We start from the raw sequence: 12,252 nt of genomic DNA, 5'->3' as shown, positions 1-12,252 counted from the left end.
CCGACGATGGACGACCAGCAACGTTACGAAGCGGGGATGAAGGTGCGTCGCGCGGTGCTCGGCGACGCGCACGTCGACCGTTCGATCCAGAACCGCACCGAAGTGACCGACGAATTCCAGAACCTGATCACGCGCTATGCATGGGGCGAGATCTGGACGCGCGAGGGCCTGCCGCGCCATACGCGCAGCCTGCTGACCATCGCGATGATGGTCGCGCTGAACCGCGGCGAGGAACTCGCGCTGCACCTGCGTGCCGCGCGCAACAACGGCGTGACGCGCGACGAGATCAAGGAAGTGCTGCTGCAGACCGCGATCTACTGCGGCGTGCCGGCCGCGAATTCCGCGTTCCATCTCGCCGACAAGATCTTCAAGGAACAGGATGGGGCCGCCTAGGTGCGGCTGAATAACACGGCCGGCTCGCGCCGGACGTGACCCGATCGCGACACCTGCCGCTGCCGGCAGGTGTCGACGACGCATGACGCGCCGGCGGCGAATCGGCGCGCAAACAAGGAAAGACGCGGCCATCAGGTCGCGTTGTTTAAACAGGAGACTCGCGATGAATCGCGCACCCGTGGTCGATGTCCAGACCTTCATCAACGAGCAGCCGTTCGGCGGCTTCCAGTGGCTCGTATTCCTGATGTGTTTCGTGATCGTGCTGCTCGACGGCTTCGATACGGCCGCGATCGGCTTCATCGCGCCGTCGCTGCTCGGCGAATGGAACCTCACCAAACCCGATCTCGCACCCGTGCTGAGTGCCGCGTTGTTCGGCCTTGCGTGCGGCGCGCTCGTGTCGGGCCCGCTGTCCGACCGCGTCGGGCGCCGTTCGCTGCTGCTCGGCTCGGTGTTCCTGTTCGGCGTCGCATGTTTCGTGTCGGCGTTCTCCAACACCATCGGGCACCTGACGGTGCTGCGCTTCGTCACCGGTGTCGGCCTTGGTGCCGCGATGCCGAACGCGGTCACGATGATGGGCGAGTTCTGCCCCGACAAGCGCCGCGCGACCGTGATCAACCTGATGTTCTGCGGCTTCCCGCTCGGCGCCGCGTTCGGCGGCTTTCTCGCCGCGTGGATGATCCCGCATTTCGGCTGGCGCAGCGTGCTGATGCTTGGCGGCGTGACGCCGCTGCTGCTCGGCGTGCTGTTGCTGCTGAAGATGCCCGAATCGGTGCGTTTCATGGTCGCGCAAGGCCAGAGCATCGACCGGATCCGCGCGACGCTTTCGCGGATCTCGCGCGATGCGCTGAACGCCGGCTCGTTCGCGATGACCGAATCCGCGCCGCAGACGGGCGGCAAGGGGATAGGCGTCGTGCTGTCGCGCTCGTATGTCGTCGGCTCGGTGATGCTGTGGCTCGCGTACTTCATGGGCCTCGTGATCTTCTACGCGTCGATCAACTGGATGCCGATCCTGCTGAAGGATGCCGGTCTCACGCCGAAGAGCGCGACGCTGATTTCCGCGCTGTTCCCGCTCGGCGGTGTCGGCGCGGTGCTGTGCGGCGTGCTGATGGACCGCTTCAACGCGAATCGCGTGATCGCCGTGTGCTACGCGCTGACCGCGATCAGCGTGTATGCGATCGGGCAGGCGGCCGGAAACGTGGGGCTGCTCGTGCTGGTCGTGTTCATCGCCGGCGTGCTGATGAACACCGCACAATCGTCGATGCCGGCGCTTGCCGCCGCGTTCTATCCGACCGAAGGGCGCGGCACGGGCGTGGCGTGGATGCTCGGTGTCGGCCGCTTCGGCGGGATCGCCGGGTCGTTCCTCGTTGCCGAACTGACGCGCCGGCACTTCTCGTTCGCCGGCGTGTTCGCGACGATCGCGGTCGCGGGCTTGCTTGCGTGCCTTGCGTTGCTGATCAAGCAGATGGCCCAGCCGCACGGCGTCGCGCAGTCGAGCGGCAAGATCGAGTCGCTCGGGCATTGAGCGGAATCGGGGCCGGGGCGATGCGCCGGCCTTTTGCTGGTTGCGAAAGGTCGTGAGCCGGCCGACACGCAACGACAGACCGGGCCGCGTCGGCGGCCCGTCCACTTTACGGCCGTCGCGCCGCTACTCCTCCGCGTCGTGTTCCTTGACGAAGTTGCGCAGATACGCGCGCAGCGCGGCCTCCTGGCTGCGGTGATCGGCAAGGTTCGCGGCGCCCATCTCTTCCTCGTCGCCGAACAGCGTGGACGGCGCGCAGTACGTACCCACTTCGATGTTTTCGCGCAGCACGCGGATCTCGTGCGTGAGCGGGTGGTACTCGGCGACCCAGTGCATGCCCTCGATGTGCTCGCCGGCTTTCAGCATCGGCTTCATCGGCATCTCCATGCAGAACAGCGGTGCAGCCGGCGAAGCGGCTGCACGCGCCCGTACCGAAAGGGTACGCCTGCATGGCGTGAAGCTCAACGGGGGCGCTTGTGAGCGCTTACTGCGGGAGCAGATGCGCGACGAGCGGGTATAGCGACAGGATCAGCAGCACGGCCATCGTCACGTTGAAGATGCGCAGCGCGCGGCGGTTCGACAGAAAGTGGCGCAGGCCCTGGCCGAACGCGGCCCACAGGCTGATGCACGGAAAGCCGATCAGGATGAACACGACGGCCATCCACGCGGCGTTCATCCCGTAGTCGGCGGACAGGCGGATCGTTGTCGCGGCGGTCAGCACCATCATCCATGCCTTCGGATTGACCCACTGGAACGCGGCGGCTTCGAGGAACGTCATTGGCCGCGGCTTGGCGCCCTGCGCCTTCACTTCGCCGGACGTGCCGATGCGCCATGCGAGGTACAGCAGGTACGCGACGCTCGCGATTTCGAGGATCGTGTACAGGACCGGCACGCGCCGGAACGCCTCGCCGAGACCGAAGCCGACGCACAGCATCAGGATCGCGACGCCGATGCTGATGCCGAACAGGTGCGGCATCGTGCGGCGGAAACCGAAATTGACGCCGGAGGCGAGCAGCATCGTGTTGTTCGGGCCAGGCGTGATCGACGTGACGAGCGCGAACAGCATGCCGGCGGGCAATGCGCTGAGGGTGAGGAAGTCCATCGCGGATTCTCCATTCGTGTTCGAGACTGGGATGGAGCCAGTGTAGCGACGGTTGTCTGTACAGTACCGGTACAGTTTGATTGACGATTGCCGGTACGGGGAGGGGGATGGGGGCCGGGACGGAATCATCGGTTGTTGTTGTTTCTCGGAAAAGATGTCCGCAGTCTCAATAAGTTGTCTTTGAATAAAAGACTGAATTCCTCGACTGCGGGATGCTTTCTATGAGTCTTGATGAACAGATGATCGGAGGATATTTATCCTTGGATGACATTAGCGCAATGTTTGATCGGCATCATCGTGTCGCTGCGATCGCGTGGAAGGCGCTCAACTGCAGGTTCACGTCCGAGCCTTTGGGAAGGGACGGATACCGAATCGTCTCCTTGATAAGCGGCGTATGCTGCCGCCGCCTCAACGACCGAGCCGGCCAGCCCTGTTGCAACCGCTCCGTATGCGCCGCCAAATGACGAAGCCGCCGCGACGATCGCTTGAGCGGCATTTGCATACCCTTGAACATTGGTTGTGGCTGGTCCCTCGTAAAGGTCAATCGCCGCCTGAACTGCGCTCCATATGCCCGTGACTGACGCGGACGACGCTAAGTAATTCATGACTTCCCCCGAGGTTTACGGTGCGGCCACTACAAATATGCGAATTATTACCACCGTACCGAGAATGATCGCAATCATTGCGATTAGCGGGACGATTATTGTTTTTCTCTTCTCCCCTTTCGCATTGAATTCTATGAAATTATATATGGCAGGATATGATTTGATTCTGATCGGAATCGCAAACATCGCAACAAGGGTGAGCGCAAAACATATGTCTCTCAAATGAGCAATCTGAATTGATATTGGAGTTCGACCGTGGCCATAAACTACTCGAATATAGAAAAAAGACAATACCGCCAAGACCAATGTCGCGTCCATCAAGCGCAGCGCAATATTTTTCATGGTGCCACCCCGTTCACTTCATTTGCTTCGTCAAATTTGACAATGTATTTGCAATGCAGAAATTATCGAATCTTCACTTAAATTTGTAATTTTCGCAAAATTAACTGCGCAGCCAAATTGTATATTTTCCGCATGCAAAATATTTTTCACTCGGTTTAAATTAGATGCTGCGGCGTAGGAGCATTCAAGGAATCGTTAACCCTAGTGCCTACGCCAGAAAACTAACCGAAAGAATATAGGCGCACACCAATTCCCCTCGAGATTGCCATAGATCTTGCCTCAAAAATGATGGTTTTACGTTTGCGCGAAATATATGTGCTCAACAATGAGATAGATTGACTTATAAGCACTGATCATGTTAATTAAATATTTCCACAAATTATGCTCATCGGTATCAACCAGTATTCCTTCGCGCGAAGTGCTTCCGTCGATTTGTGGGGAATATCCGATGAGCGGTCGAATAGCAGAGTGCTTATTCGACTAGAACGGAGCACTCTCCGCAACCACGGCTAAGCGTGTCTATGTCCCCGGTCCTTTGCGGAGTCGCTGAGCCAAGAGGAGATGACCGCGGTTGAAGGGGACGTTCGCAAGAGACTTTGTCTTCCGGATTCCATTGTGTTCCTTTTCTTTAGCAACCGGACGAGGCAAGGTGTCAAGGACGTGTTCCGTGCGCTATGCCCCGACCAGAGTCACCTTTCCGTTTGAGTAACGCGGCGCTCCGGCGAATGTGCCTCTGACCTAGTCAATTGCGCTGTGTGATCTCGCACCCCGGCGCTTGCTGGCTGCGAGATCACATTCAAAGGGAGACCGCCGCGATCGCCACCCGAACGGCCCGTTCTCAGGGAGCCCGCGCGGTCACGCTTTTGACGTTAGACAACGTTTCCGTGCGGCGTCGCTGTAGCAAGCTTCTGCAGGTGGACGCCAAAGACAGCTTTTCTGAGAATTCTGGCAGCCAAGGACACCTTTTCTGAGGCGGTGAGCATGTGATCGTCTCAAAAAAGATGTCCAAGTCATTGATTTATATAGGGTGCTGAGGACATCTTTTTTGAGAGCCCACACCGGATCGTGCTTGGCGCGCTTGCGGGAATCGGCTCGCGTTGACGATCGACGGCCGGGCCGCGAGCCGACAGGTCGATCACACCCTTCGCCAGATCAATCGCCTTGCCCTTCCCCTAGTAGACATGGGGTGACAAGAAGCACGCATGTTTCACGTCGATGCGTCGCTTTGTGTGGCGCCTCGTTTCCGTATTGTTCGGCCGCTGCCGCATTTACCGGGCCCGGCCGTCATCCGGTTTGATGCGTCGAAAAGCAAGCAACATGGACAGGTCGTACGCGATCTTCAGCACACCGCATGCGACCAGCGGCGCGCCGAGCCAGCCGAGACCGAACAGGCCGCCGGCCAATGTCGGCGCGACCGCGGCCGCGAGGCTGCGCGGGACGGACGTAAAGCTGGCCGCTGCCGGTCGCTCCGCCGGCGTGACGACCGCCATCACGTAGGCGGTTCGTGTCGGCACATCCATTTGCGAAAGCGCGCTGCGCATCAGCAGCAGCGTCAACGTCAGCGGCACCGTCGGCGCGAGAGCGGCGCCGATGAGGCAGATGCTCGACGGGATATGCGTGAACACCATCGTGTTCAGCAGGCCGATCCTGCGCGCAAGCGGCGCGGCCGCGAGCTGCGAGCCGGCCGAAAGCAGGCCCGCCCAGAAGAAGAACCGGCCGGTGGCGGCAATCGAGAGTCCGAAGCGCTGCATCAGCCACAGCGCCAACAGCGAGTTGACGACGAGACCACCCGCGAACGCGTCGACGCTGAACAGCATCGCCAGCCTGATGACGATCGGGCGCGACGGGCCGAGCGACGGCGTCGCGTGCCTTGCCGCGTGTGTCTCCGGGCGCGGCAGTCGCCGATACAGCATGCAGACGACGATACCCGTCGCCGCATAGACCAGAAACATGCCGCGCATCGCGCTCAGCGTCGTGATCCCGGTATGCGAAGCAATCGAGATCGGCAGGCCTGCCGCAAGGGACCCGACCGCCGCCGATACGGCCCCGACCAGGCTGTATCGTGCAAACAGCGCCGTGCGAGCGTCGCCGTCGGCCGCTTGCGCCAGACGCGACTGCTCGAGCGGCAGAAACAGGCTGACGTCGCCGGAGCTCGGATTGAGCGTGCCGGCGAAGGCGACGACGAACAGCGGCCACAATGTGGAGAAGCTCGCGAAGCCGATTCCCGTCGCTGCCATCAGCGCCGCCGCGAGCGTCAGCATGCGGCGCTGCGTGAAGCGGCTCGCGAGCATGCCGACCGCTATCGTCGCGATTGCGGAACCCGCCAGCGTCGTGGTGCCGATCAGGCCGACATCCAGTTGCGAAAGCCCAAGCGACAGCAGATACGCGGGCAGCAGCACGGCAATGAATCCATCGCAGAAACCGCGCAGGCCGCGGCTCGCGAGGATGAGCCATGCGGCCCTGTCCGCGCCCGCCGGCAGTATTCGCCCGACGAGCGTGAACGCGCGCCGGCTGCCAGGTGTGCGCATCACGCCGGCACCACGCGTAAAGCGCATCGTCGATGAATCGCGCAATTTGCCGCGGGCATGCGATGCGGTCGACCTTCGGCCGTTCGCGCGTAATCCACTTCATGCATGGCGCGCCTCCTGTATGCCGGACGAATGTCGTCCAATGCGTCACGGCCGTCTCCCCGCAGTGCGGCTCAATGATGGAGCAGCGGGTAGGCCACCAGCCCGACGAGCGCGGCAGCCATGACGATGACCGGCTCCTGCAGCTTCTTGAAGCGCCACAGCAGCAGCACGGTAGCGACGGCGAGCAGTGCGGTCGGCATGTCGACGATCGAGCGTTTCGCGATGACGAGGACGGAGCCCGTGATCGCCCCGACGGCTGCGGCGGTGATTCCATCCACGAACGCCCTGACGCCCGGGCGGTGCCCGTACTTCTTCACGTACGGCGCGGGAATCACGGTGAACAGATAGCAGGGCAGGAACGTGCCGAGCGCCGCGACGCACGCGCCGGGCAAGCCCGCCACGAGATACCCGATGAAGCCGACGGTGATCACGACGGGGCCGGGCGTAATCATCGCGACCGCGACCGCATCGACGAACTGCTTGTCGTTGAGCCAGTGATGTTCGGTGACGACGCCGCCGTAGAGGAACGGCACGATCGCGAGCCCGGAGCCGAACACGAACGTGCCTGCCTTCATGAAGAACGCGCCGATCTGAACGAGCTGCGGCAGATCGATGCCGCTCAGCATGCCGCTGGCCGCCGGCAGGTTGGCGGCGGCAACCGCATTCAGCCCGCCCCGGTGCAGCCACTTGGGCGGAGCGCGCCACAGCCAGCCGACCAGGCCCGCGACGAGGAACAGCCACGCGATTTCCGATTCCGTGATGAAGGTCACGGCGGCGAGCGTCACGAAGATCGCCCAGAGCAGCTTGTCGCGGCCGACCGTTTTCGTCGTGAGCTTGTACGCACTCATCGCGATGATGCCGACCACCGCGGCGCCGACGCCGTAGAAGACGGCCTGCATCCAGGACAGCCCGCCGAAATGCGCATACGCGAACCCGAGCGCGAGCACCATCAGGAACGACGGCAGCACGAATGCGAAGCCGACGAGTGTCGCACCGAGGATGCGGTAGTGAACGAAACCGAGATAGATCGCGAGCTGGGCCGCCATCGGCCCCGGCGCGAGCTGGGCCAGCGTGAGTCCTTCCTTGTAGTCGGCTTCCGTGATCCAGCCGCGGCGCTCGACCAGGTCGCGACGCATGTAGCCCGCAAGCGCAACCGGCCCGCCGAAGCCGAACGTGCCGAGGCGCAACATGTAGGCGACCAGCTCGCCGAGCGAATAGGTCGGTTCGGTTGTGGCGATGGCAGTGGTCATGACCTGGCTCCGGTCTCGTTCTTTCCGCTCGACGAGAAATGCGCGTGCAGGGCGTCGAGCACGGCGCTCATCTGCTCGAGCAATTGATCGTCGTTCTCCGTGCGCTGGCGCGTGCCGGCCATCACGGCCTCGAAGCCGATCGCCTCGGGCGCTGCGGGGCCGCCGACGTCGAGCGCGTGCACGATCTCGGCGAGCCGCGCGAGCGCAGGGTCGTTGTCGAGTCCGAAACTGGCCAGCAGCACCTCGAACGTTACGCGCTTGCCGACGTGCGTGAACGTCGCACCGTCGAAATCGAAGCCCAGCGCGTCAGCCGGACAATCGGCAGGCGATGCGAGCCAGATGAAGCGGGCGCGTGCGTCGATGAAGCGCTGGATCAGCCACGCGCTGGCGACGCGATCGACCCACATCCGCTGCCGCGTCGCCCAGGTGCGGCCCTGATATTCGTCGATCGCCAGCGGGCGGATCGCGCGGTCCGCGGCGTGCGGCTCCCCCGGCGACAGCACGGTGTCGATCAGTGCGACGAAATCCTGCAGGGCAACTTCGGCACGGGTGGCCGAGTCGCCCGGGAAATAGTCGATCGCGCGGATGGCGTCGAAATCCTTGCGCACGCGCCGCAGCAAACGTGTCAATTCCGTGGCCGACTTACCGGCGAGGGTCTTGCGGGCATCCGCAAGGGTCTGGATGAAGGCGGCGTCATCCTCCCCGCGATCGAAGAGCGCGCGGAATTCCAGTTCCTGCGATGCGTCCAGGCTCGGCGCCCGTAACAGATGAGCCGTGCCGCCACTTTCCGCAATCGCCCCCGCGAGGTCGCGCAGCGTCTCCTCATGCTCTTCGCTGTACGGCAGCAGGTAGATACCGTCGCGCAACACCGCACAGCCCTTTGCCTTCAGCGCGCGCCAGAAGCGCATGCGGGCCGTCGCGTTTTCGGTCGGAAGGGTCAGCACGAGGAGCGACCACGTAGAAATAGTGTTCATGTAGTGAACTCTATCCAATTGTTATTCACTCTACAAATTTTTTGACGCAGTCGCTGTGTCGCGTCGCACCCATGCCCGCTTCATCGTGCCCAGGCTTGTTGCAGATCCGAGCGGAGTGGGCCGAAGCGAGCACGGTGCAGGTCCGTTCGAGCACCAGGCGCCGCTTTCCGGCTAGACCTTTCATCGGCCCGATATATACCCCTCCCCCCTATATGGAAATGCGATTTCAGATATAGTCCCCCCCGGTATATGAAGGAACCACCATGAGCCACACCATCAAGGACAAGCAGAAGCTGCTGAACCGTGTCCGCCGCATCAAGGGACAGGTCGAAGCGCTCGAACGCGCGCTGGAGGACGAGCGCGGTTGCAACGAAATCCTCCGCCTCATCACGAGCGGCCGCGGCGCGATGAACGGCCTGCTTGCAGTCGTGCTCGAGGATCACATCCGCAGCCATCTGGTCGATGCCGAGGGGCACGACGACGAAGGCAGCGCGACCGAGCAGCTGATCGAAGTCGTACACAGCTACTTCAAGTAAACGGAGGCGGAATGAGCAATTTCAGCGATGACGCCTTCGGCGCAGGGCACGACCACATTTTTCTTGGCGCGGCGCACGAGCAGAACGAACGCAGGACCTGGATGGTCATCGCGCTGTGCGCGGCGATGATGGTGGCCGAGATCGTCGGCGGGTCGCTTTTCGGCTCGCTGGCGCTGATCGCGGACGGCCTGCACATGTCGACGCACGCGGGCGCGATGCTGATCGCCGCGTTCGCCTATACGTATGCGCGCAAGCATGCGAACGATCCGCGCTTCGCGTTCGGCACGGGCAAGCTCGGCGACCTCGCGGGTTTCACGAGCGCGATCGTGCTCGCGATGATCGCGCTGCTGATCGGGTACGAAGCGGTCGCGCGTTTGCTGGCGCCCGTTCCGATCCATTTCGACGAGGCGATTCCAATCGCGGTTGCCGGCTTGCTCGTCAACATTGCGAGCGTCTGGCTGCTGAGCGGCGATCATCATGGCCATAGCCACGGTCATAGCCACGGTCACGGCCATCATCACGGGCATGGTCATGGCGATCACGACGATCATGCGCACGACCACGAAGAGGAAGCGCACCGGATCTTCGACCAGCAGGGCATATTCGTCGTGTCGGTGTTCGAGGAGGGCGTCCCGCCGGTTTTCCGCGTCGCGCCGGCGACACACGAGACGAAGCGCGTCGATGCGAGCGCCGTGTCGGTGACGACGATTCGCCCGGACGGCACGCGCCAGACGTTCGCGATGCAAAGCCGCGATGGTTATCTGGAGTCGACCGAAGCCATTCCCGAGCCGCATGAATTCAAGGCGATCGTCCGCTTGAACGGTCGCGAACACGAACTGGCGTTCGAGGAGCACGATCATGGCGCGTCCGCGGCGGCGGCGCGCGATCACAACATCCGCTCCGCCTACATCCACGTGATGGCAGATGCCGCGGTTTCCGTGCTGACGATCGTCGGGCTGCTGCTCGCGCGTGCGTTCGGCTGGGTCTGGATGGATCCGCTGGCCGGCATCATCGGCGCGATGGTGATCGCGAACTGGTCGTACGGCCTGATGCGCGACACGGGCGGCATCCTGCTCGACATGAATTCCGATCGCCGTCTGACGGACAAGGTGCGTGGCGCCATCGAAGGCACTGGAGACCGCGTCGCCGACCTGCATGTGTGGCGGCTCGGGCCGGGGCACATGAGTGCGGTGGTGTCGGTGACGACCACCGATCCGGATCGGGATGCGCGCTTCTATCACGGCGTGCTGCAGCGATTCAGGAACCTGTCGCACGTCACCGTCGAAGTCGTGCCCGCGACGCGAGGACGATAAAGCATGGCGGTCAAGTCCCCTTGTGTCGACGTGTGTTCGTTCGACGGTCGCACCGGCTACTGCGTGGCATGCCTGCGGACGCGCGACGAAGCGCGCGGCTGGAAGAAGATGACGGATCACCGGCGTCATCAAATCGTGAACGACCGCGGGCGGCGGCATGCGAAACTGACGCGGGAAACGACCGACTGAACACATCATGAGCGCCCCGTCACCGATTGCCGGCAAACCTGCGATTCCGCGGACCGTGTGGGCCCTGGGTCTCGTGAGCCTCTTCATGGACCTGTCGTCCGAGCTGATCCATGCGCTGTTGCCGATCTACCTGGTGTCGACGATGGGCATGAGCGTCGCCGCGCTCGGCGTCCTCGAGGGGGCGGCCGAAGCGACGGCGATGATCGTCAAGGTGTTCTCCGGTGCGATCAGCGACTGGCTCGGGCGCCGCAAGGGGCTGCTGCTGGTCGGCTACGGGCTCGCGGCGTTGACCAAGCCGTTGTTTCCGCTGGCGTCCACGCCGGCCGTCGTCGTGACGGCCCGTCTGCTCGACCGCGTTGGCAAGGGGATTCGCGGCGCGCCGCGCGACGCGCTGGTGGCCGACATCGCGCCGCCCGAAATTCGCGGCGCGTGCTTCGGCCTGCGTCAGTCGATGGATACCGTCGGCGCGATTCTCGGCCCGATGCTCGCGATCGCGCTGATGCTGGGGTTCGGCGATCGCATCCGGACCGTGCTCTGGTTTGCCGTGGTGCCGGCCTTCGTCGCGATCGCATTGATCGTCTTCGGCGTACAGGAGCCCGAGCAGTCGAAACCGGACCGGCGCTTTCGCTCGCCGCTGCGCTGGAACGCCCTGCGCGAGTTTCCCCGCAGCTACTGGTTCGTCGTCGCGGCCGGCGCGACGTTTACGCTCGCGCGATTCAGCGAGGCGTTCCTGGTGCTGCGTGCGCAGCAGACGGGGCTCGACGCGGCATGGATTCCGGCCGTGATGGTCGCGATGAGCGTCACCTATGCGCTGTCGGCCTGGCCGGTCGGCATCCTGTCGGACCGGCTCGATCGCCGCGTGCTGCTCGCGGCCGGGATGGTGTTGCTGATCGCGGCCGATCTGCTGCTCGGCATCGGCACGTCGACGATCTCGATGTTCGCCGGCGTGGCCGTGTGGGGGCTGCACATGGGCTTCACGCAGGGCATTCTCGCCGCGATGGTGTCGGAAACCTCGCCGGCCACGCTGCGCGGCACCGCGTTCGGCGTGTTCAACCTGGTGAGCGGCGTCTGCATGCTGCTCGCGAGCAGCATCGCCGGCGTACTGTGGACGCGTTTCGGCGCATCGACCACGTTTCTCGCGGGCGCGGCGCTGGTCGTGCTGCCGCTGTGCCTGTGCCGGTTCATGCCGCGACCCGGCACGTCGCACGCGTGACGCGGCCCCGGCCGGGTCTGCCGACGTTCGTCGCAAGGCTGAGCTGACGGCCGGGCACGACGGTGCCCGAAGACCGGACCCGCCGTCGCGGTCCGCCCGGCCCCGGCCCCGGCCCCGGCTCCGGCCGGCGAAGGCCGGCCTCGCCTCCTTTCCCGCGCCGCGCATCGCTTGTCGCTTTCAGATTTG

At 63.6% G+C, this 12,252-nt stretch carries 12 protein-coding genes and 1 pseudogene; 7 read left to right on the top strand and 6 right to left on the bottom strand.

All coding sequences use genetic code 11. The annotated features are described in order from the left end of the window. The first annotated feature begins 6 nt into the window (after nucleotides 1–6). Both pcaC and DIE11_RS24745 read left to right on the top strand, forming a co-directional pair. Nucleotides 7–393, top strand: a complete 387-nt coding sequence (pcaC, locus tag DIE11_RS24750) for a 4-carboxymuconolactone decarboxylase (protein ID WP_059598704.1) — start codon at nucleotides 7–9, stop codon at nucleotides 391–393. Between the two features lie 163 nt (nucleotides 394–556). Further along, nucleotides 557–1,915, top strand: a complete 1,359-nt coding sequence (locus DIE11_RS24745) for an MFS transporter (protein WP_124627783.1) — start codon at nucleotides 557–559, stop codon at nucleotides 1,913–1,915. A 123-nt stretch (nucleotides 1,916–2,038) separates the two neighbouring features. Here DIE11_RS24745 and DIE11_RS24740 read toward each other — a convergent pair whose 3' ends face one another. Beyond that, nucleotides 2,039–2,287: a hypothetical protein gene (locus tag DIE11_RS24740; RefSeq protein WP_059598707.1), complete on the bottom strand. Its 249-nt coding sequence runs from the start codon at nucleotides 2,285–2,287 to the stop codon at nucleotides 2,039–2,041. A gap of 109 nt (nucleotides 2,288–2,396) precedes the next feature. Then, nucleotides 2,397–3,014, bottom strand: a complete 618-nt coding sequence (locus DIE11_RS24735; RefSeq protein ID WP_124627781.1) for a LysE family translocator — start codon at nucleotides 3,012–3,014, stop codon at nucleotides 2,397–2,399. Between the two features lie 603 nt (nucleotides 3,015–3,617). Here DIE11_RS24735 and DIE11_RS24730 point away from each other — a divergent pair. Next, nucleotides 3,618–3,845, top strand: a complete 228-nt coding sequence (locus DIE11_RS24730) for a hypothetical protein (RefSeq protein ID WP_124627779.1) — start codon at nucleotides 3,618–3,620, stop codon at nucleotides 3,843–3,845. 1,384 nt (nucleotides 3,846–5,229) lie between these two features. Here the strand turns inward: DIE11_RS24730 and DIE11_RS24725 are convergent. The 4 genes and pseudogenes from DIE11_RS24725 to DIE11_RS24710 form a co-directional block, all read right to left on the bottom strand. Continuing rightward, on the bottom strand, nucleotides 5,230–6,390 hold the full coding sequence (locus tag DIE11_RS24725) for an MFS transporter (protein WP_260437173.1): 1,161 nt from the start codon (nucleotides 6,388–6,390) through the stop codon (nucleotides 5,230–5,232). Nucleotides 6,391–6,511: 121 nt separating this feature from the next. Continuing rightward, nucleotides 6,512–6,592: pseudogene (locus DIE11_RS24720) on the bottom strand (chromate resistance protein ChrB domain-containing protein); the annotation flags it as partial. Between the two features lie 70 nt (nucleotides 6,593–6,662). Then, nucleotides 6,663–7,841, bottom strand: a complete 1,179-nt coding sequence (locus DIE11_RS24715; RefSeq protein WP_124627775.1) for a chromate transporter — start codon at nucleotides 7,839–7,841, stop codon at nucleotides 6,663–6,665. Further along, nucleotides 7,838–8,815 carry a chromate resistance protein ChrB domain-containing protein gene (locus tag DIE11_RS24710; protein WP_124627773.1) on the bottom strand — a complete coding sequence of 326 codons (978 nt, stop codon included), beginning with the start codon at nucleotides 8,813–8,815 and terminating at the stop codon, nucleotides 7,838–7,840. The genes DIE11_RS24715 and DIE11_RS24710 overlap by 4 nt, the downstream gene beginning before the upstream one ends. Nucleotides 8,816–9,078: 263 nt before the next feature. On the opposite strand from DIE11_RS24710, the gene DIE11_RS24705 reads away from it, so the two are divergent. Genes DIE11_RS24705 through DIE11_RS24690 form a run of 4 tightly spaced genes read left to right on the top strand, consistent with a single transcriptional unit; the run spans nucleotide 9,079 to nucleotide 12,066 of the window. Next, nucleotides 9,079–9,351, top strand: coding sequence for a metal/formaldehyde-sensitive transcriptional repressor (locus DIE11_RS24705; RefSeq protein WP_124627771.1), 273 nt, complete (start codon nucleotides 9,079–9,081; stop codon nucleotides 9,349–9,351). An 11-nt stretch (nucleotides 9,352–9,362) separates the two neighbouring features. Next, complete coding sequence (gene dmeF / locus DIE11_RS24700) at nucleotides 9,363–10,664, top strand: CDF family Co(II)/Ni(II) efflux transporter DmeF (protein WP_124627769.1); 1,302 nt, start codon at nucleotides 9,363–9,365, stop codon at nucleotides 10,662–10,664. Nucleotides 10,665–10,667: 3 nt separating this feature from the next. Further along, a complete protein-coding gene (locus tag DIE11_RS24695; protein ID WP_124627767.1) occupies nucleotides 10,668–10,853 on the top strand; it encodes a DUF1289 domain-containing protein in 186 nt (61 codons plus the stop codon). 7 nt (nucleotides 10,854–10,860) lie between these two features. Next, nucleotides 10,861–12,066 (top strand): MFS transporter, encoded by a 1,206-nt coding sequence (locus DIE11_RS24690; RefSeq protein ID WP_124627765.1) that lies wholly within the window; start codon nucleotides 10,861–10,863, stop codon nucleotides 12,064–12,066. Nucleotides 12,067–12,252: the final 186 nt, after the last annotated feature.

The organism is Burkholderia sp. Bp9012, from assembly GCF_003853825.1.
In the GTDB taxonomy this organism is placed as follows: Bacteria; Pseudomonadota; Gammaproteobacteria; order Burkholderiales; family Burkholderiaceae; genus Burkholderia; species Burkholderia diffusa.
The sequence above is the reverse complement of the archived record's forward strand: the minus strand, read 5'-3'. Positions and strand labels throughout refer to the sequence as shown.